We start from the raw sequence: 26366 nt of genomic DNA on the forward strand, positions 1-26366 counted from the left end.
GAATCATCTTCTCGACCGGTGGGTTCAGCTCTTGACCGAGCCTGCCATGAGCCCGCCGATGAACCAGCGGCCCAGCACGATGTACACGAGCAGGGTCGGCAGTGACGTGATGAGCGCCCCTGCCATCGAAGCCGCGTAGTCCGGGGACTGAGCGCCGGCCAGCGCGTTCAGCGCGATGGTGATGGGTCCGTTGCGGGTGTTCGACATGAAGATGGCGAACAGGTAGTCGTTCCAGGCCGAGGTGAACTGCCAGATGATGGTCACCACGAAGCCGGGCGCGGACAGCGGCAGCATCACCGAGGCGAACGTGCGCAGCATCCCGGCCCCGTCGACCCGGCTCGCCTCGATGAGCTCGACCGGCACGGTGGTGGCGTAGTAGTTGCGGAAGATCAGCGTGCAGATCGGGATGCCGTACACGCAGTGGACGAACACCAGCGTCGGGATGCCGGGCGGGAGTCCGATCTCGTGCACGATCTGACGCAGCGGGATCATGACCGCCTGGTAGGGAATGAACATGCCGAACAGGATGAGCGTGAACACCACGTCGGCACCCGGGAACCGCCACCGCGACAGCACGAAGCCGTTGGCCGCGCCGAGCGCCGAGGAGATGAGTGCCACCGGGATCGCCAGCTCGAAGGTCCGGATGAACGACGGCCGCAGCGCGGTCCACGCCTTCTCCCAGGACGCGAACGTCCACTCCGTCGGCAGATTCCACTGGCCGTTGACGCCGATCTCCCGCCCCGACTTGAGGCTGGTGACCAGCAGTACGTAGGCGGGCATCAGGACGATGACCAGGAAGATGACCAGGAGCGCGTACGTCGCGGCGCGGCCCAGCGGTGAGCGTCGGTTGATTCCGCCGTGCGGCCGGCGGGCCAGCGGCTTGCTGGTCGACGCCTCCGGCGCGGGCGTGATGGTGCTGGCGCTCATGAACGACGCTCCACCCGGTTGTTGTAGATGAGGTAGGGCACGATCACCACGGCGACGAGCAGCAGCAGGATGATCGAGATCGCGGCGGCCTTGGCGTAGTCGCTGGTGAGCAGCGTCTGCCAGACGTAGACCGCGGGGACCTCGGTGATCCACTGAGCGCCCGAGACCGACATGATGAGGTCGAACATCTTCATCGACATGTGACCGAGGATGATCATGGCGGAAAGGGCGGTCGGCGTCAGCTGCGGGAAGATCACGTGCCGGTACAACTGGTAGGTGCTCGCCCCGTCCATCGCCGCCGCCTCGCGCAGGTCGGCCGGGATGCCGCGGAACCCGGACAGGAACAGCGCCATCACGTAGCCCGACAGCTGCCAGATCGCCGGCAGCGCCATGGCCGCCATGCCCCAGTCGGGGTCGGTCCACCATGGGTTCTCCAGGAAGCCCAGGTGCAGGTCGTGGAAGATCCGGTTGAGGCCACCGGCCTGGTCGCCCGTGCCGGAGTTCATCAGCCAGCGCCACACCACGCCGGACGCGACGAACGACACCGCCATCGGAAACAGGTACACGGCGCGGAAGAAACCTTCGCCCCGCACGCCCTGCTCCAGCAGGAACGCCCACAGCACGCCCATCAGCAGGGCCCCGACAATGAACACGACGGTGAAGATCAGCAGGTTCTTCAGCGAGTGGGTGAAGCGGCCGTTGATGTCCTCGGTGAACAGAGCGACGAAGTTCGACAAGCCGACGAAGCCCTTGTTGCCCAGGGCGTCGTGCTCGTCGGACAGTGACAGCTTCACGGTCCAGCCGATCAGCCCGTAAACGAAGACGGCCAGCACGATCAGCGACGGGGAGAGCAGCAGCAGACCCGGCAACCAACGGCGCAGCCGGGCCCGCCGTGCTCCCGGGCTCGGGCTGGGTCGGGTCTGTGGCAGCGTCGGGGTGGCGGTTCTCGTGGTCACCGGTCCTCCATCATGGACGACGCGTTGGGACAGGTCAGCGACCTGTCCCAACGCCGCCGTCGGTTCTACTTGCTCGCGTACTGCTTCGCAGCGGCGACGAGCGCACTCTGCAGCGCCGCGACGTCACCGTCGCTGGAGAACTTGCCCTGCGCCGAGGCCACCGCGCCCTGCCAGCCCTGCGAGCAGGCCGAGCCGTGCGGGCAGGACGGGACGGGCTTGCCCTTGGCCCAGTCGGCGATCGCGGCCTGCTGGTAGGCGGGGTAGTCCGTGGCGTTGGCGTCGGTCCGGGCCGGGATCGAGCCCTTCTTGGTATTGAAGGCCTTCTGTCCAGCAGCGCTGCCCAGCGTCTTCAGCCAGCACTTGGTGCCCTCGGGGTTCTTCGCGTTCTTGGGCAGCACGAACGAGTCGGCCAGCCATTGGTAGGCGTTGCCGTTGCCCGGGAAGACCGAGTAGTTGTAGTCCTTGAAGCCCTTGGCGTCGAGGTCGGCGGCCTCCCAGTCGCCCATGAGCTGGTAGGCGGCCTTGCCCTCCATGACGAGCTTCTCGGCGTCGGTCCAGTCGAAGGTGTCGCGGTCCTTGTTGCTGTACGACAGCAGCTTCTTGTAGTCGTTGATGGCGTCGGTGATGTCCGTGCCGGCCCAGTCGGTCTGGCCGGTCCAGAGGCCGCTGAACTTCTCCGGCCCGAGCTCCGAGATCAGCACCGCCTCGAAGAGCATCTGCTGCGTCCAGTCCTTGCCGAGCGCGAGCGGCGCCGCGACCCCCTTGGCCTTGAGCGTGTCGAGCTGGGAGAAGAACTCCGGCAGCGTCGTCGCCGGGGCGGTGATGCCGGCCTGGGCCAGCACGGTCTTGTTTCCCCACAGCACATTGGCACGGTGGATGTTGGCCGGCACCGAGTAGATCTTGCCGTCGACGGTCAGGCTGTCGACGAGTCCCTTGGGAAACGCCGAGTCCAGGCCCCACTCCTTGTACTCCGCGCTGAGGTCCTCGATCTGACCGGCCTTGATGTAGTCGGTCAACTCGGCGCCGGCATGGGCCTGGAAGGTGTCCGGCGGGTCGTTCTGCTGCAGCCGTGAGGCCAGGACCTGCTTGGCGTTGGACCCCGCACCGCCTGCGACCGCGCCGTTGACGAACTCGTACTGCGCGCAGTCGGTCTTGAACTGGGCGACCAGGCCGTCGAGGCCGGCCTTCTCGCCGCCGTCGGCCCACCAGGTGAAGACCTCGACCTTCTTGCTGCCGGCTCCGCCGTCGCCGTCGTCGGCGCCGCAGCCGCTCGCCAGCAGGGCGAGCGCCGTGCCGGCCGCGGCGACGGCCGTGCGAGTGCGCAAGCGCATACGTCCTCCATCAGGTTCTCGTGGGTGTGGGGCTGTGATGGAACATGTCCAAGCTTGGTAGAAACGTCTACTGTGACCCTCGCGCTGTCGCCTGAGTTGTGTCAACTGTTGGCAATCAAAATGTGATCCCGGGGCAATGCTCCGGCCAGCTCGGCTGGTTTTGTCGATTCTTGACAGAACTCTGGCGCGGACAGGAAGATTCGCGCCGTGGCCAGGCAGCGGATCGACCCGCGGACCCTGTGGCGTCCCGGCGCCCCCGCGATCGTGCGTCGCGTGGCCACGACTCTGCGGGTGTACGGACCGAGCACCCGAGCCCAGCTGGTCGCGCTCAGCGGTCTGTCCCGGACCACCGTCTCGGCCGCCCTGGCCGACCTCGGCGCCGCCGGTCTCATCGGCGAGCGCACCAGCACGCACGGCCCCTCCGGCGGCGGCCGGCCCGCCTCGGTCGTCCGGCTGACCCGTCGCGCCGGGCTCGCCGCCGGCATCGACATCGGCCGGCGCCACGTCCGGCTCGCCCTCGCCGACCTCGCGCACGAGGTGCTCAGCGAGTACGAGACCCGCACCGACTTCGACCTCGACGACCGGCCGGACGACGCGCTCGCGACAGCCGTCGGCCTATTCGACGCCGCCCTGGCCGGGATCGGCGCCGGCCGCGACGACATCGTCGCCGTCGGTCTCGGCGTGCCGGCCCCGATCACCCGCGATCGGCGTATCGGCTCTCCACCGATGCTGCCCGGCTGGGCCGGCCTGCGTCCGGCCGACGCGTTCGCCGACCTGCTCGGCCGGCCCGTCCGGGCCGAGAACGACGCCAACCTCGGCGCGCTCGGCGAGTACGTCTGGGGTGCCGGTCGCGGCTGCAGCGATCTCGTCTACGTGAAGCTGGCCACCGGGGTCGGCGCCGGCATCGTGCTGGACGGCCGGCTGTATCGCGGCGCCGCCGGCACGGCCGGGGAGCTCGGTCACGTCACCCTCGACGCCCGGGGCGCGGTCTGCCGCTGCGGCAACCGCGGCTGCGTCGAGCTCGCCGTCGGGGGCCGGGCGCTGCTCGCCCACGCCCGGCAGGCCAAGCCCGAGCTGGCCGACCTCGCCGCGCTCATCGCCGCCGCCCGGGACGGCGACCCCGGCTGCCGCCGGCTCGTCGCCGACGCCGGGACGCAGCTCGGCTACGCCCTGGGCAATCTGGTCAACCTCATCAACCCGCAGCGCGTCGTCCTCGGCGACGAACTCGGCGCCGCCACCGACCTGCTTCGCGAGCCGTTGCAGCGTGGTCTCGCTGAGACCGCGTTCGCTGCCGCGGCCGAGGCGGTCGAGGTGGTGCAGAGCGACCTGGCGCTGCGGGCGGCGGCGTACGGTGGGATCGCGCTCGCCCTCGGGGTCGACACCGTTCCGTTCGCCGCCCTTCGCCCGGCAGAGCCGGCAGAGCCGGCTGACCGGGTGCCGTAGCGGTGCTCAGGCAAACAACGCGCGGTACTCGCCGTAGCCTTCGCGCTCGAGGTCGTCGCGCGGTATGAACCGAAGCGCCGCCGAGTTCATGCAGTAGCGCAACCCGCCCGCCTCCGGGGGGCCATCGTCGAACACGTGGCCGAGGTGGCTGTCCCCGTGCGCCGACCGGACCTCCGTGCGAGCCATGCCCAGGCTCGACTCCTGTGCTTCGACCACATTCTTCGGTTCAATGGGCCTGGTGAAACTCGGCCAGCCGGTACCACTGTCAAACTTGTCGACGGAGGCGAACAGCGGTTCACCGGAGACGACGTCGACGTATATGCCCGGCTCCTTGTTGTCCCAATAGGCGTTGTCGAAGGCCGGCTCTGTCCCAGCTTCCTGAGTGACCCGGTACTGCTCCGGCGACAGCCTGGAAATTGCCTCGGCGCTCTTGCGGTACTCGTGCGGCACGGCGCTTCCTCCGGATATGGGTAAGCGGCAAGAAAGTCTGTTCAACCACCCCCGACAGGGCGCGGCCCGAATGCCTACCCGGCGTGCCGTCGAGTAACCACCAATCCCGCCGCCGCGTCTCGGCTCCGGTCGGCTGCCACCGCCCACCTCGGCGTTTGCCGAAACGGCAAGATTTCTTGCCGTTTCGTTTCCCGGCGGCGCACCATCGCCCGGTCGGGGGCGGCGGGCGTCCGCCCGGCGAGGAGGGCAACATGATCGAGCACGACGCGGACCCGGTGGACCCGGCGGTGGACGACGCCACCGCCCGGTTCTGGGATGAGCTGTACCAACAGCGCGAGCGGGTGTGGAGCGGCCGGGCAAACGCCGTCCTGGCCGAGGTGGTCGAGGCGCTGCCGCCCGGCACCGCGCTCGACCTGGGCTGCGGTGAGGGCGGCGACGCGATCTGGCTGGCCGGCCAGGGCTGGCAGGTCACCGCCGTCGACATCTCGACCACCGCCCTGGACCGGCTCACCGCCGAGGCGGCCCGGGCCGGCGTGGCGTCCCGGATCACCGTGGCCCGGCAGGACCTGACCCGGACCTTCCCGGCGGGCCGGTACGACCTGGTCTCGGCGCAGTTCCTCCAGTCCCCGCTGGAACTGCCCCGGGAGGCGGTGCTGCGTGCGGCGGCGCGCGCGGTCGCGCCCGGCGGTCGGCTCCTGGTCGTGGAGCACGGCGCGCCGCCGCCGTGGGCCCGCGACAGCCACCCGCACGCCCGCTTCGCCAGCCCCCAGGAGATCCTCGCCGCCCTCGACCTCGAGCCGGAGGGCTGGCACACCGAACGGCTCGGGGCCGCGCACCGGACGGGCACGGGCCCGGACGGCGAGACGGGCAACCTCGTCGACCACGTCGTCCTGGTCCGCCGCGAGCAGCGCTGAACCACGCCAGCGAATTCGGACGAAAAACAGATCGTTGCCTGGGGAGCGGCCTACCCGAAAGAGTGCGGTCGCAGTTCTGGGCGTACGAGCACTATTCTTGCCCGCCGTACCGGTAAGGCCGGCGCCCAGCGCGAAATATGGCTGGAAGCGCCGGCCAGGACAAAGCCGTCCGAGACTGCCCCCCAATGCGACCGACGCGGCGTGGAGAGACATGACGAAGAAGATGCGAGGTTTGGCCGCTGTCCTGCTCGTTGCCGTTTCCGCCGCGATAATCGTCGGCCGTGCCGCCGACGCGAGCCCGTTCGAAACGGACGTCGCGACAGCGTGGCCCCACAGCGGCGCGCCGGACCCGGATGTGACGAACAACGACGGGCCGACGGCCGAGCCGGCCGATCTGTTCAACGGGACGGCAACCCTGAACCAGGCGAGCCGGTCCCCGTTCCCGGAGGCCATCGGCAGTCACGCCGAGAGCACCTCGATCATCTGGAACGGGCAGTACCTGATTTACTACCGGACCTTCATCAGCCCGACCGGGACCACCTGCTCCATTCCGCAAGGCGTGGCGATGGCGACCTCGAACGACCGCGGAGCCACCTGGACACCGGTCAACGGAGGACGTCCGTTGTCGGCCCTGCAGACGGTCCAGCAGGGCCAGAGCTGCCGCTTCGACGACAACGTCACGAGCACCTGGGTGTACTCGCCCGACGTCATCGCCGACGGATCCCGCTTGGTCATGGTGTTTGAGCAGCGTGACCACGACCCGAACTACGTCGCTCCAGGGCAGGGACGGAGCCTGCACTCCGTTCGATATGTCACCAGCACCGACGGGCGTAACTGGTCGAACAGCGCCCTGCTGCTTCGGCCCGGGGCGGTCGGTGCGTGGGACGACGAGGTCGGCACGCCCGATATCGAGAAGGACGGAACCGGCTACCTCCTGACGTTCCACGGGCACGACGCGACCGGGCGCCTGAAGCAGACGCGCGGGGTGGCCCGGCTCGACACGCTGGCCAGTGAATACACCGGCGTCCGTCAGAAGATCGACCTGTCGCCGACCCCGGACTGGGCCAACTTCGGCGTAGGTATGGCGGACATGACCAGGGGGCGCGACGGCTACTGGTACATCGTCTTCGAGGCCTTCTCGGGCGCGAGCGGAGCGTGCGGCCGGACGGACACCCGGACGGTGGTCGGCATCGCGCGTAGCGCTGACGCCGTGATCTGGTCGGTGGCCCCGACGCCGTTGATCTACGGCCGCGACGGGCTCAGCTGCGGTTACGACATGCCTGCCTGGCAGCTCCTCGGCGATGTTCGAGGCATCGTCACGCCCAACGACCCGCCGGAGGGCGGCAGCCTGGTGCGCTGGGACATTCTCGCCAGGTAGTGCTGGGCAAGCCGCCCGCCTGCTCAAGCGGCCACCAGCAGGCGAAGCCCCTTGAGCAGGCAGGCGGGCGGTGTGCGGCCCGGCAGGGAGCAGCTGAACCCCTGCTGTGCCGTCGCCGGAAGCTGCTGCGCCGCCCCCCAGAGCGCGTACCCCACCCCGTCGGCTCCCCGGTCGTCCGGCGCTACCGCCGTCGACGTGAGCCGCAGCCAGGTGAGGGCACCACTGACTGCCACGACGCCCGCGTCGATCGTCCACCGCCGCATCCGGTCACTGTACGAAGGCAGCACATCGGACGCGTACCGCAAGCGCGGTATCCGCCTATCGCCGGCCGCGTCCGGGCCGGCGGGGCTGTGCACGGGCGACCCACCAGCCGAGCAGGACGACGAGCACCGAAACCCCGAGCTTGATCGACAGGCTCCAGATCAGCGCCGCAGAGCCGTTGCGGGCCCAGTCCCACCACAGCACGCCACCGAGAGCGAGGAGGACGACGAGCACCGCCGCTGCCAGGCGCACACCGACCGGCCTGGCCCGGGGCGAGAGCAGGGCAGCAGCCGAGAAGCCGGCCAGGAGAAGGAGAACAGCGAGCAGGGTCAGGGCGACCGGTACCGCAGGCACCAGCAGTGTGACGGCAAGGAGGACTCCGCCGGCCGCGACCGCGATCTCCACCGCACGCGTACCCACGGCGCTGCCGCGGGTGAGCATGGCCACCATCGCCCAGACGGCGAGGGCGTAGCCGCGGAAGGCGGAGAGGACCGCGGTCACCGGCCTGATGCGAGCCGAGTCCCCGGCGACATTGGCGAGGACGGTGGCGGTGTGCGACACGGTTCGCGCGAACGTGTCACTTCCGACGTCGCCCTCGATGCGTTCCCTGCCGATCTTCGCGGCCTCGTCCCACAGCCGCCACAGTTCCTCGGCCGGCAGGTTCTGACCGGCCTTGCGGTCGGCGGCGTCAAAGGACTCCAACCAGCTGCTGCTCGTCCGGGACCGGTCGGTGCCCTCGCCGCGCACCGCGATGGCGAGGCTGGGGAGGTCTTCCCTGAGCACTGCGGTCTGGATCGGTCGGGCCATGGCTCGGGGGCAGGCGCACAAGGACGGTGCATCCGGGCCAGCAATGATCTGTTCGACCTCGAGTTCGCATGCCGCCCGGTCCTGTGCCCACTGCTCGGCCAGCCACCGTCGGTCCGGTGACTGGTCGGGAACCGCGCAACGCTCGAGTGCCGCCATGAGCTGGGCCACGGCCTCCGAGGGAGCCGGCCGGGGACCGGCGGGCGCCGCCGAGCCGGGTGTCAGCAGGCACTGCCGCAATCGCTCCGGTGCCAGCAGGATCCGGATGAGCTGTTCGACCGCGTCCATCCGGCCGTGCAGCCAGTCGTTCATTCGCCAGGAGCCGCGGTAGAAAGCGCCGAAATGGTGCAGCTGGATGCCGGTCAGCCGGTCCGGGTTCACCGACGAGACCTTGGCCAGTTCCACCTCCTGCTCCGGCTCGGGGCTGGCGCTGGTGAACGCCAGCTGTACGACGTCGAGGCGGAGCATGTTCTGCAGCACGGTCTCGTCGCTCGCCCGTTCCGCACTGCGGGCAGGACCCGCATCGGCCGTCACCGTCGGGTGCATCGCCCCGCTCGCGGCCTGGGTGGATTGCGCCGGGACGAGGAACCGGTGGAGTGCGGCAAGCCGCTGCGCCCACTCGCCGTCCGGATCGAGGACGTCGTTTCCTGCCTCGCTCACCGCCCGTACGGCCGGGGCGACCTCGCGGAGGCGCCGGGCCAGTTCGAGGGCCTGTCGGTACAGACGAGCCCGCCGGGCGGCGTCGTCGGGCGCGGGTAGGGCATCCCACGCGACCAACGCAGCTGCGAGCCATCGTTCCAGTTCTGGGAGGTTCTCGGCGGTCTGGTTCAGCGAGCCCCGGCGTGCGGGCATAGGGCCGATGCCGTACCGGGTCGGTCCGGTCGGCGCCGTGGACCAGTAGCGGTTGAGATCTTCCCGGTCGGCGTGGATCTCCTTCAGCGTGGCAGCCACCTCTTCGCGGCAGCGCACGATGGCCGCGCGCTCCGGCGACCCGAGGTGGGCCAGCCACACCGCTCGTTTGAGCAGGTCGACGGTCATGTCTGCCAGCCGTTGGACGGTGGTCTGCCCCCAGTCCCAGCTCACCCCGACTCTGCCGAGCGCTTCCGGAAAGGCGCCCTGCGGGATGAACGACATCGGCTGTCGGCGCAGCGCGGTAAGGAGTTCCTGCCCGCTCCACTGCTCGGCGGGCCGGCCGCGTTGCCCGGCCGCCAGCAGCGGGGCCAGCGTTCGGGCCGCGTGCTCGGCGCGAACCTCCAGGTAGGCCGGCCACGCCCGTTCGGAAAGCTGGTCGGCGACGTCCGTCATGGTCATCGCGAACCGGTCACGTGCCCGGCGGCGCTGCCGCGCACTGGCGTTGCGGTTGCGAATCTCCGTGAGCTCCCGGGAAACGGAGTCTGTCGCCCGCAGGCGGGTGAGGACTCCCAGCAGCACCTCGCGGGCCGACGGCAGCGGCGACGCCGGCCGGTCGGCCGCATCCGGTTCAAGCATCGCGTCGGCCGTGGGGGAGTAGACCTCGCCCGGATCCGGAGCGACGTAAGCGAGCACTCGACGCACCTGAAAGCCGGCGGTCTGCCGGTACACCGCCTCCAGCGCGGGCCTGATCGGCTTGTTGAGCAGGACTCCGCCGTCCACCACGTACTGTGCTTCGCAGAAGTTGGCTCGACCCGCCGCGGACTCCCACCGCAGGTCCCCGGCCGGGGGTCCGGGGTCCACCCGAACGAAATGCGGCTCGAACGCGCCGGGGAAGGAGGAGGTGCATCGCGCCGCGGCGGCCAACTCCTCGAGTACGGCGTCGGCGGCCAGGTCACCGCTCACGGGCCGACCATCGCGGTAGCCGGCCCGTAGGTCGGCGAACCGGAAGGTGGCGTCGTGGTCGGTTTCGGTGATGGCGACGCCCAGGTCGTCGGTGAACGTCGTGGACCTGCCCTGCCAGAGCGTCCCGGTCAGGACCAACTCGATCGGCACCCGGTCGTCGTCGGTTCGGCTTGCGGGGCGCCGGACCTCCGAGATCACCTTCTCCAGCGCTTCTCTCACCTTGGGCAGGAAGTAGTCGTCGCCCTTGAGCAGGGACTTCGGGTTGCGGGTCAAGGGATCGCGCAACAGTCGGTCCAGGCTGCCGTGCTCGTGCCACAGGTCGCGCATGACGGACAGGTCCCCGCCCCGGGCGAGCCCGAGCGCCAGGAAAGCCCCGTTGAGACCGCCCGCCGACGTCCCTGAGATCACATCAACGCGGACGTCGGCCCGAAGCAGATCCAGCAGCGATGCGTACGCCGATCCCGCGCCTCTGCGGGCCGTGGCCAGCCGAAAGAGTTCAAGAGTGACGCCGCTGATCCAGACTGCCAGGCTGACTCCACCGGTCATGACCGCGGCAAGTCGAATGTCCTGTCGGTCGGCGTCCCGGGCAGGGGACGGCGCCCACTCCTGATCCTCCACGGTCTCCGCCATGTACTACCCGACAGTGACCGCGTGCGTGAGAACTCGCCCGATTCGTGGAACCATGTCCGGTATGGTACGGCTGACTTGCGGCTTGCCAAATCCTGTTCCTTGCCGACACGCCGCGCAGCTGGGCCGGGTCATGGGCCCGGCGTACCGCCGAGCGCGGCAGCGAGATCGTCGAGGTGGCCTGAGACGGGGCCGACCGTGAGCATGCCGCTGCCGGCTCCGGCCAGCTCCCTCGCCGCCGGCGCGAGTTCCGTCTGGGCGCGTCGCATCATCGCCCGGTCGTCCAGCGCGATCGCGGCCTGGGCGGTCAGGCACCACAGGGCCTCGAAGAGCAGGTCCGCTGGCGGGTTCGGAGTCTGACGCAGGGCCGCGGCGGCGTCGGGTCGACGGTCCCGGGCCAGCAGGAGCAGCGGGCGGGCCCACGGGGCGTACGGGCCCCAGTCGGTGTCTTCACCGAAGCCGACCGGGAGACCGCGCCACACCCGCAGGCACAACAGGGCCAGCGGCAGGAGACCCTGCTCGACCCCGGGCATGCCGGCGCCGGGGAGCTGCGCCCCCGCCTCCCGGTAGGCGGCTTCCGCGTCCGCCGGTGACGCCCCGGTCGCGGCCAGCCGCAGCGCGCGGTACCACTGGGTGAACACTCCCACGAGGGGGCGCTCGTGCCGCGCGGCGAGCCGGTCGGCGGCGGCGGCGTGCTGGTCGGCCGTGCGGAAGTCCGCGAGTGCGCTCCGGGCCTGCAGGCGGATGAGGTGCCCGAGGATCTCGAACGAGGCCAGGCCGTGCCGCGCGGAGAGGGCGACGAGGCCGGCGCCGATCTCGTCGCGCTCGGGGGCGAGACCCGCACGGTGGAAGGTCTGCATGAAGGCGCCGTTGAGGGCGAAGGCCAGCAGTGCCGGGTCGCCCAGGCGGCGGGCGATCCGTTCCGCTTCCCGGGCCGCCTCGGGTCCGCGCGCCGACCGCGTGCCCCGGGACTCGACCGCGATGGTGGCCAGCAGGCCGGCGCGAGTGGCCTCGGGAGAGGTGGGGTGAAGGGTGGCGAGGGCCCGCTCGGCCGCCGCCACGATCCGCGCCGCCTGGTCCGGATCATCCGAGCGGGTCCAGATCGCCGGTACGTCGTACCCACCGATCACCCGCGCGGTGAGTTCGGGATCGCCCAGCTGCTCAGCCGCGGCGATGGCCGCGACCCGTTGTTCCCGCGCCGCCTCCAGCCCGCCCGGCCCGGCCACCGCGAGGCTGCGCAGCAGGCCGACCGTCGACTCGAGCCGAGTCCGCGAGCCGGACGCGACGGCACGGTCGTAGGCCGCCGCGGCGTCCGCCCACACCCGCTCCGGACCCAGCGCGTCGAGCGCGTCAACCGCTCGTTCGGACTGACGGAGGATGTCGACTTCCAGGCGACGCAGACGGGGGCCCGGATCGACACCGAGCTGCGCCAGGAGCAGGCCGCGGGCTCGGCGCAGCACCGCGAGCGCGTCGCCCTGGCGTCCCGCCCGATACAGGGCCAGCGCAAGCAGCCGCCACGCCTCCTCCCGCCACGGATGCTCCGCCACGTGCGCGTCAAGATCGGGTACGACGTCGGCGGCTCGCCCGAGCGCCAGGAGCGCCTCGGCCCGCCGCTCGACCGCGTTCAGCCGTAGCTGGTCAAGCCGGGAACGCTCCGCGCGCGCCCATGGCTCGTCGTCGAAGCCCGCATAGGCGGGCCCCCGCCACCAGCTCAGGGCCCGGTCGAGGCGCTCGAGCGCCTCCTGCGCCGACGCGCCGGCAGCGGCGGCGACCTCGTCCTCGAACCGCCAGGCGTCCACCGTCTCCGGGGCCGCCCGCAGCACGTAGCCCGGCCCCTCGGTGATCAACAGCTTGGCCGGCTCCCGCGGCGGCCGCTGCGGCTCCAGCGCGCGCCGCAACGCGGCCACGAACGTGCGGACGGCGCTCACCGCTCCGACGGGCGGCTCCGCCCACAGGTCATCGACGAGGCGGCTGACCGGGACGACCCGGCCGCGCGCGACGATCAGCCGCGCAAGCACCGCCCGGTGGCGGGGCCCCTTCAGATCGATCGGCGTGCCGGCTTGGTCCCAGGCGTCCACCGGCCCGAGAACACCGAACCTGACCTGCACCGATCGACCACCCTCCCGCGCCTGAGAGCAACGTATCGCGCTCATCGGTTGCTCATCCGCAGCCGGCACGCTGAACGAGCCAACGAGAAAGGACAACCATGACAAGTGTCATCCCCGGTTTCGAGTACCAGCGCGTCGCGGTCGCCGACGACGTGACGCTGAACCTGGCGGTGGGCGGCGCCGGCAGCCCGATCGTGCTGCTGCACGGCTTCCCGCAGACCCACCTCATGTGGCGGCACGTCGCCGTCGACCTAGCCACCGATCACACCGTGATCTGCCCCGACCTGCGCGGCTACGGAGCCAGCGACAAACCCGCCGCGCACCGCCCCGACACGTACGCCAAGCGGACGATGGCCGCCGACGTCGTCGCCCTCGCCCGCCGGCTCGGGCACGACCGCTTCGCCCTCGCCGGACACGACCGCGGTGCCCTCGTGGCCATCCGCGCCGGCCTGGACCACCCGGACGCGATCACTCACCTGGCCGCGCTCGACGTCCTCCCCACCCTGGACATGTGGGACATCCTGCACGGTGCGCCCGCCGCGGTCGCCTTCCACCTCTACCTGATGGCCCAGCCGCCGGGCCTGCCCGAACAGATGATCAGCGCGAGCGCGGATGCCTTCTTCGGCTACTTCCTCGACCTGTGGGCGCAGAACCCGCAGGCCATCCCGGCGGACGTGCGCGCCGAGTACCTGGCCGCCTCCCGCGCGGCGGTCGACTCCATCGTCGCCGACTACCGCGCCTCGGCCGGCATCGATATCGAGCACGACCAGGCCGACCGGGCCGCCGGGAACCGGCTGGCCATGCCGGTGGCCGTCGTTCAGCAGGACTGGGGTGCCGCGCTCGGTTACGACGCCGCCGCACTGTGGCGGGCCTGGGCCCCGGACCTGGAGCACCACACCACGTCCGCGGGGCACTTCATGGCGGAGGAGGCGCCGGCAGAGATCGTCAAGAAGCTGCGCTCCCTCCTCACCCGGTAGGCGCTGACACGGAGTGGGGCCACCGGTGTTGGGCAACTCCGGCGAGGCGTGGCACGATTTCGCGGGTGACCAGCAGATCCGCCGCGGCCCAGCGGCTGTTTGACCTTGCGCGGCTGCGTCGCGTGCGTGATCGGATCGACCGGGAGTACGCGCGGCCGTTGGATGTCGAGGCGCTGGCGCGGGGTGTGAACATGTCCGCCGGGCATCTCAGCCGTGAGTTCCGGGCTGCTTACGGCGAGTCGCCGTACGCGTATCTGATGACGCGGCGTATCGAGCGTGCGATGGCGCTGCTGCGTCGTGGTGACCTGAGTGTCACCGAGGTCTGTTTCACGGTCGGTTGCGCGTCGCTGGGTACCTTCAGTAGTCGGTTCACCGAGCTGGTCGGTGTGCCGCCGAGCGTGTACCGGCGGCAGGCGGCGGGGGCGGCGGCGGGGATGCCGTCGTGCGTGGCGAAACAGGTGACCAGACCGATCAGGAATCAAGAAGCGGGGGGTCACGGGCCGCAACTAGCCTGATCGACGTTGCGATCCACGACCCCAGGAGTGACCATGACTGCCACGCAGGGAATCATGACCGTGCTGCATCCCGTGTCCGACCTGGCGGCGGCCAAGGCGGTGTACACCGCCCTGCTCGGCGTACCGCCGCAGACCGACTCGTCCTACTACGTCGGCTTCGAGGCCGCGGGTCAGCAGATCGGGCTGGTGCCGGGCGGTGGACCGCAGGGCATGACCTCACCGGTGGCCTACTGGCACGTGCCGGACATCGAGGCGAAGCTGGCCGAGGTGACCGCGGCGGGTGCCACCGTGAAGGAGCCCGCACACGACGTCGGTGGGGGCCGCCTGGTGGCCACCGTCACCGACCCCGACGGAAACGTCCTCGGCCTGCTTCAGGACCGATGAGCGCCGCCCCCCGCTCCCGCGCTCAGCGTCGTCACGACACCGAGCATCGGCTCACCCACGACATCGATCTCTGGGTGGCCAGCGCCTCGGCGGACGGCGGGCCGTACCTGGTGCCGCTGTCCTTCGACTGGGACGGCGAGGTGCTGCTGATGGCCACGCCGACGGACAGCCCGACCGGGAGGAACCTGGCCGCCACCCGGGCAGTTCGGCTGGGGCTGGGCCACACCCGCGACGTGTCCATGATCGAGGGGGAGGTAGAGGTCCTCGAGATCGACGCGCTGCCGCGGGAGCTGGGCGACCGGTTCGCCGCGCGCACCGGCTTCGACCCGCGTGCGCTGGCCACGCCGTACCGCTGGTTCCGCATCTCCCCGCGCCGCATCCAGGCGTGGCGCGAAGTGAACGAGCTGCCCGACCGCGACCTGATGCGCGACGGCCGCTGGTTGGTCTGACGCCTCGCCAGGCGGCGCCGACGGGAGCCGCGAAGGCGGTCCCCGCCCAACAGATGGAGACACAATGAGCATTGCCACGAGGACGGACTCGCAGTCGCCTGCGCTGAACGTTGCCGACAGCCACGACCTGATCCGCGTGCACGGCGCGCGCGAGAACAACCTCAAGGACGTCACCGTCGAAATCCCGAAGCGCCGGCTGACGGTGTTCACCGGCGTCTCCGGCTCGGGCAAGAGCTCGCTGGTGTTCGCCACGATCGCCGCCGAGTCGCAGCGGATGATCAACGAGACCTACAGCTCCTTCGTGCAGGGCTTCATGCCGACGCTGTCGCGGCCGGAGGTCGACCTGCTGGAGGGCCTGACGACGGCGATCATCGTCGACCAGGAGCGGATGGGCGCCAACCCCCGCTCCACCGTCGGTACCGCCACCGACGCCAATGCGATGCTGCGGATCCTGTTCAGCAGGCTCGGGCAGCCGCACATCGGCTCGCCCAACGCGTACTCGTTCAACGTCCCGTCGGTGACGGCCAGCGGTGCGATCACCGTCGAGCGCGGTGCCGGCAAGACGAAGACCGAGAAGGCGACCTTCCACCGGCTGGGCGGCATGTGTCCGCGCTGCGAGGGCATGGGCTCGGTCAACGACATCGACCTGACCCAGCTCTACGACGACAGCAAGTCGCTCAACGAGGGCGCGCTCACCATCCCCGGCTACAGCATGGACGGCTGGTACGGCCGCATCTTCCGCGGCTGCGGCTTCTTCGACCCGGACAAGCCGATCCGCAAGTACAACAAGCGGGAGCTGCACGACCTTCTCTACAAGGAGCCCACCAAGATCAAGGTCGAGGGGATCAACCTGACGTACGCGGGGCTTATCCCGCAGATTCAGAAGTCGTTCCTGTCCAAGGACGTCGACGCGCTGCAGCCGCACATCCGCGCCTTCGTGGAGCGGGCGGTGACGTTCACGACCTGCCCCGAGTGCGACGGCACCCGGCTCAGCAAGGAGGCCCGGTCGTCGAAGATCAAGGGCAAGAGCATCGCCGACGTCTGCGCGATGCAGATCAGCGATCTGGCCGACTGGATCCGGGGCCTCGACGAGCCGTCCGTCGCCCCGCTGCTCACCGGGCTGCAGCACCTCCTTGACTCGTTCGCGGAGATCGGGTTGGGATACCTCTCGCTCGACCGTCCGGCGGGCACCCTGTCCGGGGGAGAGGCCCAGCGCACCAAGATGATCCGGCACCTCGGCTCGTCGCTGACCGACGTGACCTACGTCTTCGACGAGCCGACGATCGGCCTGCACCCTCATGACATCGAGCGGATGAACAACCTGCTGCTGCGGCTGCGGGACAAGGGCAACACGGTGCTCGTCGTGGAGCACAAGCCCGAGACGATCGCGATCGCCGACCACGTCGTCGACCTCGGTCCCGGCGCCGGCACGGCGGGTGGCACGGTCTGCTTCGAGGGCACCGTCGAGGGGCTGCGGGGGAGCGACACCACCACCGGCCGCCATCTCGACGACCGGGCGGCTCTCAAGAAGTCGGTGCGGTCGTCGTCGGGCGCGCTGGAGGTCCGCGGCGCGTCGACGCACAACCTTCAGGGCGTGAACGTCGACATCCCGCTCGGGGTGCTCTGCGTGGTCACCGGCGTGGCCGGCTCCGGCAAGAGCTCCCTGATCCACGGCTCGGTCGCCGACCGCGACGGCGTGGTGGTGATCGACCAGGGCGCGATCCGCGGTTCGCGGCGCAGCAACCCGGCGACGTACACCGGGCTGCTCGACCCGATCCGCAAGGCGTTCGCGAAGGCCAACGGGGTCAAGCCGGCGCTGTTCAGCTCCAACTCCGAGGGTGCGTGCCCCACCTGCAATGGCGCCGGCGTCATCTACACCGACCTGGGCGTCATGGCCACCGTCGAATCCACCTGCGAGGAGTGCGAGGGCAAGCGCTTCCAGGCGTCGGTGCTGGAGTACACGCTGGGCGGCCGGAACATCGCGGAAGTGCTCGCGATGTCGGTGACCGAGGCCGAGGAGTTCTTCAAGGGCGGCGAGGCGCGTACCCCGGCCGCGCACAAGATCCTCGACCGGCTCGTCGACGTCGGGCTCGGCTACCTCACCCTCGGCCAGCCGCTCACCACGCTGTCCGGCGGCGAGCGGCAGCGGCTCAAGCTGGCCACCCAGATGGCCGAGAAGGGTGACGTCTACGTCCTCGACGAGCCGACCACCGGCCTGCACCTCGCCGACGTCGAACAGCTGCTCGGCCTGCTCGACCGGCTCGTCGACTCCGGCAAGTCGGTCATCGTCATCGAGCACCACCAGGCGGTCATGGCGCACGCCGACTGGATCATCGACCTCGGCCCCGGCGCCGGCCATGACGGCGGCCGGGTCGTCTTCGAGGGCACCCCGGCCGACCTCGTCGCCGCCCGCTCCACCCTCACTGGCGAGCACCTCGCGGCCTACGTCGGCGCCAACGATTGAGGCGTCAGGAGCGAGAGCTCGCTCTCGCTCCTGACCCGATCGAGCCGGCTGCGTTGCGCGTTGTCAGTCTGCGGGTGCCGGCTCGGTGGGCCGCGGCGTGAAGAAGCGGATGATGTCGTCGGCTGCGGTGGGGGACAGCATCATTGCTTGGACTCGTGCGGACATTTCGGCGATCGGGTGGATCCTCGTGAACATCGCCTCGTCGTACGTCCGGATCGCCGAGTCGGGGTCGGCGGGTTTGGTGGCGAGTTCGGCGGCGAGCTCGGCGGCGTCGAGCATGGCTTGGTTGGCGCCCTCGCCGACCGGCGGCATGAGGTGCGCGGCGTCACCGATGAGGGTGATGCCCGGCTGATGGGCCCAGCGTGTACCGGTGGGCATCGCCTCGATCCTGCGTGGGGTCGGCGGGCTGTCGGCGGCTTCGATGAGTGCGGTGAGGCTGGGGTCCCAGCCATCGAACATGTCCAGCAGAGCGCGCTTGCTGCCGTAGGTGTCCAGGTGGCGATCGTTCGCGGGTAAGGAGACGCCGACTCGGATGCTGCCGTCGCCGAGGCGTTGCGCTGCCAGGATCTGGCTCACGCCGATGCACCAGAGGTTTCCCGGGCCGACCAGTTCGGCGAGATCCGGGTGGCGCCGGTCGGCGTCGCTGATGCTGAACTCTACCAACGTGGCCACGGAGGACAGTGGCGCGTCGGTCAGCAGCGACCGGACGACCGAGCGTGCGCCGTCCGCGCCGATGAGGATGTCGCAGTCGGCGCTGTGGCCGCCATCGAACGTCAGCCCGAAGCCTCCGTCGGGTCGTGGCGTCGCCGCGACGAGCCGGTGCTGCCAGGCCACCGCGTCGCCGGGGAGCGAATCGAGCAGAAGATCACGCAGTGCGCTGCGGTCGATCTCGGGGCGTCCGGAGAATGAGTCGGGTTGTGGCTTGTGGTGCACGAGGGTGCGTCCGGCCGGGTCGAGGATGCGATGTTCCTCGCCCTCCGGCCGTGCCTCGGACCGGAATCGGCCGGCGAGGCCCGCATCGGCCAGGGCCCGTTGCCCGGACTCCGGGTGCAGGTCGAGCGATCCGCCCTGTGATCGCGCGGATCGGCTTGCCTCGCGTTCGTACACCACCGCGCCGATGCCGTGCCGGTGCAGGATTCGGGCCAGCGTCAGGCCGCCGAGGCCGCCACCGGCGATCGCAACTCGCATCATCATCTCCGTTACCGTACGCTGTACCTTATGGATACGCCGTACGGTAGCGCACCGCTGCCCGTCTGGGAACGGCCCGAGCCTCAGCCGCGGGCGGCGCCGGTGCCGCTGAGCCGCGCGAAGATCGCCGCCACGGCGATCCGGATCGCCGACGCACACGGCCTCGACGGGCTATCGGTACGCAAGATCGCCAAAGAGCTCGGTGTCGGTCCGATGCGGCTCTACGACTACTTGATCAACAGATCCGAACTGCTCGATCTGATGGTCGACGCCGTGTACGCCCAGATCGCCGAGGCCGACCAGCACTCCGAGTGGCGCGCCACGCTGCTGGCCATCGTTCACCGGACCCGCGACGCCGCTCTTGATCATGAGTGGTTCGTCGACCTGCTCGGCGCACGGCCACACTTAGGACCGCACGCGCTCGCCGTGGGCGAATCGACCGCGGCGGCGCTCAGCCAGGCCCCTGGCGTGCGCGGTATCGACGATCTCCAGCGGGCTGTGGGCGCCCTCAACGCGTTCATCGTCGGAGCGCTCCGCAGGGAGATCACCGAGCGCCGCACCGCCCGTTTGACCGGCACTGACGTGTCCGCTTGGCAGGCCGCCCTCGGGCCCTACCTGACCCGCATGCTCGAAACAGGCCGCTACCCCACCATCGCCCGGCTCGTCATCGACGGCGCCCACCTCAACGCCGAGGAAACCTTCCACCACAACCTGATCACCATCCTGGACGGCATCGCCAGCCATCCCCACGCGTGACCTACTGATGGACGGCGCCGAGCGGTTGGATGATCCGTTGCTACCCTCGCCACCCCGGATTCGCCCGGCAACCGCACCGGCCCGTTCGGAGTCGTGATCACGTGGCGGGGAAAGGACTGGACGGGATGATGCTCAGGCTTGTAACTTGCAGTTGCCCGTGACACCGCCCGAGGAGGTGAGACCCATGAACGCTGTATCGATGTGGGTGCTCCCCCTTCCCGTCACGGTCGGGCGATTGACGTAGGTGTCGCCGGGAGCGCCTCGCCAACAAGGCACTCCCGAAAGGCAACATCTATGCACTCTCTGCAGTTCACCACCGAGCCGTCGTCGAACGATACGGTCGAGCGCGACTCCACCGCGGGCAACGTCCCCGGACTCCCATCGCCGGCCTCCGGCACCGATCACGCGCCCCTCATGTTCGACGTGATCATTGCGGGGTGCGGGCCGACTGGTGCGATGCTGGCCGCCGAACTGCGGCTGCACGACGTGCGGGTACTCGTCCTGGAGAAGGAAACCGAGCCCAAGTCGTTCGTCCGGATAGTCGGTCTGCATATTCGCAGTCTCGAGCTGATGGCAATGCGCGGACTGCTGGAGCGCATTCGCGAACACGGAAGACAGCGTCCGGCCGGCGGTTTCTTCGCCGCCATCAACAAACCCGCGCCCAAGGGCCTGGATTCCGCGCACGCCTATCTGCTGGGCATCCCGCAGCCGGTCATCGAACATCTGCTCGAAGAACATGCGATCGCACTGGGTGCGCAGGTTCGGCGCGGTTGCGCGGTGGCCGACTTCGAGCAGGACGACGACGGGGTGACCGTCGAGCTGGCCGACGGGGAACGGCTGCGTTCGCGCTATCTCGTCGGCTGTGACGGCGGGCGCAGTACGGTGCGCAAACTGCTCGGCGTCGGCTTCCCCGGCGAGCCCTCGCGGACCGAGACGCTGATGGGCGAGATGGAAGTGGGCGTGCCACAGGAGGAGATCGCCGCCAAGGTGACCGAAATCCACGGGACCCATCAACGATTCTGGCTCAGGCCCTTCGGCGCAGGGGTCTACAGCGTCGTCGTCCCCGCCGCGGGAATCAGCGATCGCGCGGAACCGCCCACCCTCGACGATTTCAAACAACAGCTGCGCGCCATTGCCGGAACCGATTTCGGCGTGCACTCCCCACGCTGGTTGTCCCGCTTCGGGGATGCCACCCGGCTGGCCGAACGTTATCGGGTCGGGCGGGTGCTGCTGGCCGGCGATGCGGCACACATCCATCCACCCACCGGCGGACAGGGCCTCAACCTGGGCGTTCAGGACGCATTCAACCTCGGCTGGAAACTGGCCGCACAGATCCGCGGCTGGGCGCCGGAAACACTGCTGGACACCTACCAGGCCGAACGTCATCCGGTCGCCGAGGACGTGCTGGACAACACCCGCGCCCAGATGGAACTGTCGTCCACCGAACCGGGCCCGCAGGCCGTGCGTAGGCTGCTCACCGAACTGATGGACTTCGACGAGGTGAACCGCTATCTGATCGAGAAGATCACCGCGATCGGCGTCCGCTACGACTTCGGCGCAGGCCCCGACCTGCTCGGCCGCCGCCTGCGCGACATCGACGTGAAACAGGGCCACCTCTACGGTCTGCTGCATCGCGGCCGCGGCCTGCTGCTGGACCGCACCGAACGACTGACCGTCGGCGGCTGGTCGGACCGGGTCGACTACCTCGGGGATCCCACCGCGGTACTGGATGTTCCATGCGTCCTGCTACGCCCCGACGGCCACGTCGCCTGGATCGGCGACGATCAGCAGGACCTGGACAACCACCTCTCCCGCTGGTTCGGCAAGCCCGCCAGCTGATCTCACGCATGCCAGCGTCGGTAGCCGGTCGTGCTGTCCCTGAACACCGGAGACCTCGTGGCCACCTTGGCGATGACGAGGCGACCGATACTTACCTTCTCGACTCGTACCGCATCACCACCGCCCCTGAACGCCTACGCGCTGGTCGGGCAGGATGTGGCGGATGAGGAGAGATCCTGTCCTGATGGTTCGCGGTGCCACCGTTGGTGATCTCGATGCCATCGCGCGTGTCGCGGAGACGGCGGGTCAGCGAGGCGAATGGACCGGCGCAGACCCCGCGTACGTCAGGCACCTGCTGCGGTACGGGCAAGTCGTTGTCGCGATCGATGACGACCGGGTTGCCGGATTCGGTGCGACCCGGGACATCGCCGGACGCGCTGGGGTGACCTCGATGCTGTGCGATCTGTTCGTCGACCCGTCGCACCATGGCCGCGGCCATGGCAGGGCGCTGCTCGCCGAGCTGTGGCCCGAGCGAAACACCCTGCGGATGACGTTCAGCAGCCAGCACCCACATGCGCTGCCGCTCTACACGAGTTTCGGTCTGGACGCCTGGTGGCCGCTGCTGTATCTGACCGGTGATGCCCGTACCGTGCGGTCGCCTGCTGGTTGGACTGTCGAGCCGTCCTCGCCGGATGCGGTCGCAGCGTTCGAGGCGGGCTGGACGGGCCTGGACCGCACCGACGACCATCACGCATGGGCCCGGCGGCCGAATGGACTAGCGCTGGTCGCGGCGCTTGACGGCCAGCCACGGGCCGCCGGGACCGCGGCGGGGGAGGGCGCGGGCTACGGCCTGGTGCATCTGGCGTCGGACGCGCGTCTCACCGACGGCCAGGTTGCCGACAGCGTGCTGGCGGTCCTCGCTTCGCTCGACAGCGTGGACGGGTACGCGCAGGTGTGCCTGCCGGCGCCGCACCCCGCAGTCCGCCCCCTGCTCGCAGCCGGTTGGCGGGTGGCCGAGCTGGACGTGTTCATGGCGACCCGCGTCGACCTGCTGGACGCGCGCCGTGCCGTGCCGTCGCCCGCGCTGGCCTGACGCCCTTGCTGACTCATCCCACCGGGGTGCGTCGGGCTGCCGAGGGCGGATGGGCCATCGATCGTGCCGCGGCGCGGGGCGGCAGGGCGTGGCCGCGCACTGATCGGGCCCGCTGTGCGCGGTGGGACGCGCGTAGCCGGCGGGCCGCCAGCCGGGCGAGCGCCGCGCAACCGACCCCGACGGCCAGGGACACGACCAGCGCCGCGCCTCGCGACCACGGGCTGACCAGTGGCATCACCTGCCAGTGGATGAGGTAGATGTACAGCGAACTGCTGGCCAGTAACCCCGCCACCCGGTTGACGGACCGACTGCTCGGCAGCCTGGGTACCCAGATCAGCAGCGCGAACCCGGCTGCGATGAACGCTTCCCGCAGCGGCTGTCCGAAGAAGCCGGGCACCGTGAGCAGCGCGGTGGCGGTGACCACCACTCGCTGGCCGGTCGTGCGGGCCCGGGCCGCCGCCCAGCCGAGGGCGAACAGCCAGAACACCAGGATCGCGGACGGGACGTGGCCGTGGGAGGTCAGCCCCGGCAGGTCGTACCGGGTGACGAGGCCGAGCGCGGCCAGCGCGAGTGGGAGCCCGAACGGCAGCCGTCGTTCCAACCGGTCCAGCGCCGGGACCGCCAGGAGCGCTGTCGCGGCGAGCAGGATGTACACCAACGCCTCGATGAACCAGAACTGCCACTCGGTGGCCCCGTCGTGCGGGCCGAGGACGCTGTTGAGCAGCAGCACGTTGGTCAGCGTGTAGTCGCCGGTGACGGCGCCGGCCGCGGCGATCCAGGCCACCGACGGCAGCACGATCCGGCCGACCGTGCGCAGGGCGGCGCGTACCCGCTCCTGCCGGGGCGCGGCGGTGAGCTGGAAGCGGGCGAAGTTGAACCCGGCGACGGCGAGCAGCAGGTGCGCGCCGCCCTTGACGGTGAAGAGCGGGATGTGCGAGCCGACGATGACGACGATCGCCAGGGCCCGCAGCGCCACGCCGGTCTCCAGCACCCGACGTGGAGCCGGCCGGTCCGGCATCGGGCGGGCCAGGTCCCGGATGGGGACGGTGTGCCAGTCGGCGGGCAGGTCTCCGAGAAGTTCCTGCAGCCGGATGGACGCCTCCACGTAGGACAGCGAATCGCCGCCGAGGTCGACGAAGCTCTGGTCGGGGCTGACCTCGGGCTGGTCGAGCAGCTCGGCGTAGAGCCGGCAGAGCTGCTCCGGGCCGGTCCCGGTGGGTACGGTGGCGGCCGCCGGCGGCGCGGCGAGGGCACGGACGGCCGCCAGGTCCGGCTTACCGTTGGCCAGCCGGGGCAGCTCGGCCAGCAGGTGCGCGCGGACCACGCGGGCCGGCAGGCCCGCCGCGGCGGCGGCCAGGCGCCGCACCCGGTCGGGGTGGTGGGCGCCGGTCGCGGCGACGACCAGCTCGCGGTCCGTGCCGGCGCAGTACGCCTCGACGCCGGCCTGCCGCAGGTGCTCCGCCACGCGGCGTAGGTCGACCCGCAGGCCGAAGATCTTCGCGAAGTCGGCGACCCGTCCGACGATCTCGTAGAGCCCGTCCGGCCCGCGTCGGGCCACGTCCCCGGTGTGCAGCTCCGCCACGGTGCGCCCGAGGGCCAGGTCGCTCGGCCGCTCGGCGTAGCCGAGCATGACGTTGGGTCCGGCGTAGACCAGCTCGCCGGTGTCCGGTTCGGGGCGGTCCGGCAGGGGACGCAGCCGGAACGAGCCACCTGGGATCGGCACGCCGATCGCCTCGGGCCGGTGCTCGGCCAGTTCCGGCGGCAGGTATGCCATCCGGGCGGTGGCCTCGGTCTGGCCGTACATGACGAAGAACCGCCAGCCGCGGCGGCGGCCGAGGGCGGCGTACCGGGCCACCCGTTCCGGGTCGAGCCGGCCGCCGGCCTGGGTGAGGTGGCGCAGGTGGGGCAGGTGCATCCGGTCGAAGTCGACCCGGTCCAGCAGGTCGAAGGTGTACGGCACGCCGGCCAGGCTGGTGCCCTGCTCGGCGCGGAACAGCTCCCAGAAGCAGCGGTCGGTGACCGAGAGCCCGGTGAGGATCACTGCCGCCCCGCGCAGCAGGTGACTGTTCACCACCGACAGGCCGTAGCAGTAGTGCAGCGGCAGGGTGGTGGCGGCCCGGTCGGTGTCCCGGATGTCGAGGTACTCGGCGATCGCTTCGGCGTTGGCCTGCAGATTCGCCGACGACAGCCGGACAAGCTTGGGGGAGCCGGTCGACCCGGAGGTGCTGAGCAGCAGCGCCAGCTCGGGATGCAGCTCGTGCCGGCTGCCGGGACGGCGCTCGTCGAGGACGACTTCCCCGTCGACGCGGCGGATCACGACGTCCGGGTCGTACGCCCGGGTCAGTTCGGTGGCCGCGGCGTCGTGGTCCCCGGGCACCAGCAGCAGGGGGTGCCCGCCGGCCAGCGCCGCCAGGTACGCGACCAGCTCGTCGACCCGGTTCGCGCCGGCGAGCAGCACCAGCCGGCGGACCGGCCCGAGCCGGGCGGCCAGCGCGTCGACCCGCTCGGCCAGCTCGGCGTAGCTGAGCCGACCGTCGGCGGTGATCACTGCCGGCCGGTCGCCGTGCCCGGCCAGGGCGCGGACGAACGGCGCCGGCCCGGTGTCGGGGAGGACGCGCATGGCCGACAGGTTAGGGGAGCCTCACCTAAATTCCAACGGGGGGTGGGTTGCATCGAAGCGGCTGAGTAAGGTAAGCCTTACCTGTGCGGAAGCGTCTCAGTCTCGTCCTGGCCGGCACCCTCGCCGGCCTGTTGTCCCTGACCGCGTGCGGCGGCTCCGACAGCGACCCGGGCAAGCCCGGCGACAAGCGGCTCACCGTCTACAGCGGCCGCAGCGAAGCCCTCGTCAAGCCGGTGCTGGAGAAGTTCGAAAAGGCCACCGGCATCACCGTCGACGTCCGCTACGGCACCACCTCACAGATGGCCGCCCAGCTGCTGGAGGAGGGCAAGCGCAGCCCCGCCGACGCGTTCTTCGCCCAGGACGCCGGCGCGCTCGGCGCGGTCAGCAAGGCCGGACTCTTCGCCGTGTTGCCCGCCGAGCAGCTCGACCGGGTCCCGGCCACCTACCGCGACGCCAACGGCCGGTGGGTCGGCGTCAGCGGCCGGTCCCGCGTCCTGGCCTACAACGCCGACCAGGTCCGCGCCGCCGAGCTGCCGAAGAGCGTGTTCGAGCTGACCGATCCGAAGTGGCAGGGCAAGATCGGCCTCGCGCCCACCAACGGCTCCTTCCAGGCCTTCGTCACCGCCCTACGGGTGCAGCACGGCGACGCCAAGGCCCGCGAGTTCCTCACCGGCCTCAAGGCCAACCAGCCGCAGGTCCGGGAGGGCAACGTCCAGATCGTCGCCGACATCGACGCCGGCACCCTCGCCGTCGGCCTGGTCAACCACTACTACGTGTACGAGTTGGCCAAGGAGCGCGGCGGCAGCCCCGACGTGCTGAAGGCGAAGCTGCACTTCTTCCCGGACGGCGACACCGGCGGCCTGGTCAACGCCGCCGGCGTCGGCCTGCTCGAGCGGGCCGGCACGGACCCGGACGCCCGGGCGCTGGTCGACTACCTGCTCGGCGCCGAGGCGCAGACCTACTTCGCCACCCAGACCTTCGAGTACCCCCTGGCGGCCGGGGTACCCGCCGCGCCGGGCCTGCCGCAGCTCGCCGCCCTCGAGGCCCCGAAGATCGACCTCAACGACCTCGACACGCTCGACGCCACCGTCACCATGATCAAGGAAGCGGGGCTGGCCTGAGCACCA

21 protein-coding genes are annotated in these 26366 nt (G+C 70.5%); 12 read left to right on the forward strand and 9 right to left on the reverse strand.

Annotated elements, in window-relative coordinates; translation table 11 throughout:
* Positions 1–24 precede the first annotated feature (24 nt).
* The 3 genes from ABZ783_RS11035 to ABZ783_RS11045 all read right to left on the reverse strand — a co-directional run bounded on the left by ABZ783_RS11035 (position 25) and on the right by ABZ783_RS11045 (position 3214).
* Positions 25–927 carry a carbohydrate ABC transporter permease gene (locus ABZ783_RS11035; protein WP_357436208.1) on the reverse strand — a complete coding sequence of 301 codons (903 nt, stop codon included), beginning with the start codon at positions 925–927 and terminating at the stop codon, positions 25–27.
* Positions 924–1766 carry a sugar ABC transporter permease gene (locus tag ABZ783_RS11040; protein WP_357436483.1) on the reverse strand — a complete coding sequence of 281 codons (843 nt, stop codon included), beginning with the start codon at positions 1764–1766 and terminating at the stop codon, positions 924–926. Before ABZ783_RS11040 ends, ABZ783_RS11035 begins: the two co-directional genes overlap by 4 nt.
* A gap of 182 nt (positions 1767–1948) precedes the next feature.
* Positions 1949–3214 (reverse strand): extracellular solute-binding protein, encoded by a 1266-nt coding sequence (locus tag ABZ783_RS11045; RefSeq protein WP_357436210.1) that lies wholly within the window; start codon positions 3212–3214, stop codon positions 1949–1951.
* A 273-nt stretch (positions 3215–3487) separates the two neighbouring features.
* Here ABZ783_RS11045 and ABZ783_RS11050 point away from each other — a divergent pair, with 273 nt between their 5' ends.
* The gene (locus ABZ783_RS11050) at positions 3488–4657 is read left to right on the forward strand and encodes an ROK family protein (RefSeq protein WP_357436212.1); all 1170 of its coding nucleotides are present in this window, start codon (positions 3488–3490) and stop codon (positions 4655–4657) included.
* Between the two features lie 6 nt (positions 4658–4663).
* Here ABZ783_RS11050 and msrB read toward each other — a convergent pair whose 3' ends face one another.
* Positions 4664–5107, reverse strand: a complete 444-nt coding sequence (msrB, locus tag ABZ783_RS11055; protein WP_357436214.1) for a peptide-methionine (R)-S-oxide reductase MsrB — start codon at positions 5105–5107, stop codon at positions 4664–4666.
* Between the two features lie 251 nt (positions 5108–5358).
* Here msrB and ABZ783_RS11060 point away from each other — a divergent pair, with 251 nt between their 5' ends.
* Both ABZ783_RS11060 and ABZ783_RS11065 read left to right on the forward strand, forming a co-directional pair.
* A complete protein-coding gene (locus ABZ783_RS11060) occupies positions 5359–6021 on the forward strand; it encodes a methyltransferase domain-containing protein (protein ID WP_357436216.1) in 663 nt (220 codons plus the stop codon).
* Positions 6022–6232: 211 nt separating this feature from the next.
* Complete coding sequence (locus ABZ783_RS11065; protein WP_357436218.1) at positions 6233–7399, forward strand: hypothetical protein; 1167 nt, start codon at positions 6233–6235, stop codon at positions 7397–7399.
* 23 nt (positions 7400–7422) lie between these two features.
* Here ABZ783_RS11065 and ABZ783_RS11070 read toward each other — a convergent pair whose 3' ends face one another.
* From ABZ783_RS11070 to ABZ783_RS11080, 3 genes are all read right to left on the reverse strand, one after another.
* Positions 7423–7662: a hypothetical protein gene (locus tag ABZ783_RS11070; RefSeq protein WP_357436219.1), complete on the reverse strand. Its 240-nt coding sequence runs from the start codon at positions 7660–7662 to the stop codon at positions 7423–7425.
* Between the two features lie 55 nt (positions 7663–7717).
* Positions 7718–10909 carry a patatin-like protein gene (locus tag ABZ783_RS11075; RefSeq protein ID WP_357436221.1) on the reverse strand — a complete coding sequence of 1064 codons (3192 nt, stop codon included), beginning with the start codon at positions 10907–10909 and terminating at the stop codon, positions 7718–7720.
* Between the two features lie 128 nt (positions 10910–11037).
* On the reverse strand, positions 11038–13014 hold the full coding sequence (locus tag ABZ783_RS11080; protein WP_357436222.1) for a BTAD domain-containing putative transcriptional regulator: 1977 nt from the start codon (positions 13012–13014) through the stop codon (positions 11038–11040).
* 98 nt (positions 13015–13112) lie between these two features.
* On the opposite strand from ABZ783_RS11080, the gene ABZ783_RS11085 reads away from it, so the two are divergent.
* From ABZ783_RS11085 to ABZ783_RS11105, 5 genes are all read left to right on the forward strand, one after another.
* The gene (locus tag ABZ783_RS11085; RefSeq protein WP_357436223.1) at positions 13113–13991 is read left to right on the forward strand and encodes an alpha/beta fold hydrolase; all 879 of its coding nucleotides are present in this window, start codon (positions 13113–13115) and stop codon (positions 13989–13991) included.
* 65 nt (positions 13992–14056) lie between these two features.
* Positions 14057–14506 (forward strand): helix-turn-helix transcriptional regulator, encoded by a 450-nt coding sequence (locus ABZ783_RS11090; protein ID WP_073838364.1) that lies wholly within the window; start codon positions 14057–14059, stop codon positions 14504–14506.
* A 33-nt stretch (positions 14507–14539) separates the two neighbouring features.
* A complete protein-coding gene (locus ABZ783_RS11095; RefSeq protein WP_357436226.1) occupies positions 14540–14890 on the forward strand; it encodes a VOC family protein in 351 nt (116 codons plus the stop codon).
* Positions 14887–15339: a pyridoxamine 5'-phosphate oxidase family protein gene (locus ABZ783_RS11100; RefSeq protein WP_357436228.1), complete on the forward strand. Its 453-nt coding sequence runs from the start codon at positions 14887–14889 to the stop codon at positions 15337–15339. Before ABZ783_RS11095 ends, ABZ783_RS11100 begins: the two co-directional genes overlap by 4 nt.
* A 64-nt stretch (positions 15340–15403) precedes the next feature.
* Entirely contained in the window at positions 15404–17803 is a 2400-nt protein-coding gene (locus ABZ783_RS11105; RefSeq protein WP_357436230.1) for an excinuclease ABC subunit UvrA, read from the forward strand.
* A 63-nt stretch (positions 17804–17866) separates the two neighbouring features.
* On the opposite strand, the gene ABZ783_RS11110 is transcribed toward ABZ783_RS11105, so the two are convergent.
* The gene (locus ABZ783_RS11110; RefSeq protein ID WP_357436232.1) at positions 17867–18997 is read right to left on the reverse strand and encodes an FAD-dependent monooxygenase; all 1131 of its coding nucleotides are present in this window, start codon (positions 18995–18997) and stop codon (positions 17867–17869) included.
* A 24-nt stretch (positions 18998–19021) separates the two neighbouring features.
* On the opposite strand from ABZ783_RS11110, the gene ABZ783_RS11115 reads away from it, so the two are divergent.
* The 3 genes from ABZ783_RS11115 (at position 19022) to ABZ783_RS11125 (ending at position 22619) form a co-directional block, all read left to right on the forward strand.
* Positions 19022–19747, forward strand: coding sequence for a TetR/AcrR family transcriptional regulator (locus tag ABZ783_RS11115; RefSeq protein WP_357436234.1), 726 nt, complete (start codon positions 19022–19024; stop codon positions 19745–19747).
* A gap of 414 nt (positions 19748–20161) precedes the next feature.
* Positions 20162–21586 carry a rifampin monooxygenase gene (rox, locus tag ABZ783_RS11120; RefSeq protein ID WP_357436484.1) on the forward strand — a complete coding sequence of 475 codons (1425 nt, stop codon included), beginning with the start codon at positions 20162–20164 and terminating at the stop codon, positions 21584–21586.
* A gap of 184 nt (positions 21587–21770) precedes the next feature.
* Complete coding sequence (locus ABZ783_RS11125) at positions 21771–22619, forward strand: GNAT family N-acetyltransferase (protein ID WP_357436236.1); 849 nt, start codon at positions 21771–21773, stop codon at positions 22617–22619.
* A 13-nt stretch (positions 22620–22632) separates the two neighbouring features.
* On the opposite strand, the gene ABZ783_RS11130 is transcribed toward ABZ783_RS11125, so the two are convergent.
* On the reverse strand, positions 22633–25239 hold the full coding sequence (locus tag ABZ783_RS11130) for an AMP-binding protein (RefSeq protein ID WP_357436237.1): 2607 nt from the start codon (positions 25237–25239) through the stop codon (positions 22633–22635).
* Positions 25240–25346: 107 nt separating this feature from the next.
* Here ABZ783_RS11130 and ABZ783_RS11135 point away from each other — a divergent pair, with 107 nt between their 5' ends.
* Positions 25347–26360 (forward strand): iron ABC transporter substrate-binding protein, encoded by a 1014-nt coding sequence (locus tag ABZ783_RS11135; RefSeq protein WP_357436486.1) that lies wholly within the window; start codon positions 25347–25349, stop codon positions 26358–26360.
* Positions 26361–26366: the final 6 nt, after the last annotated feature.

The sequence above is a fragment of the Micromonospora sp. NPDC047738 genome (assembly GCF_040642675.1).
GTDB lineage: Bacteria > Actinomycetota > Actinomycetes > Mycobacteriales > Micromonosporaceae > Micromonospora.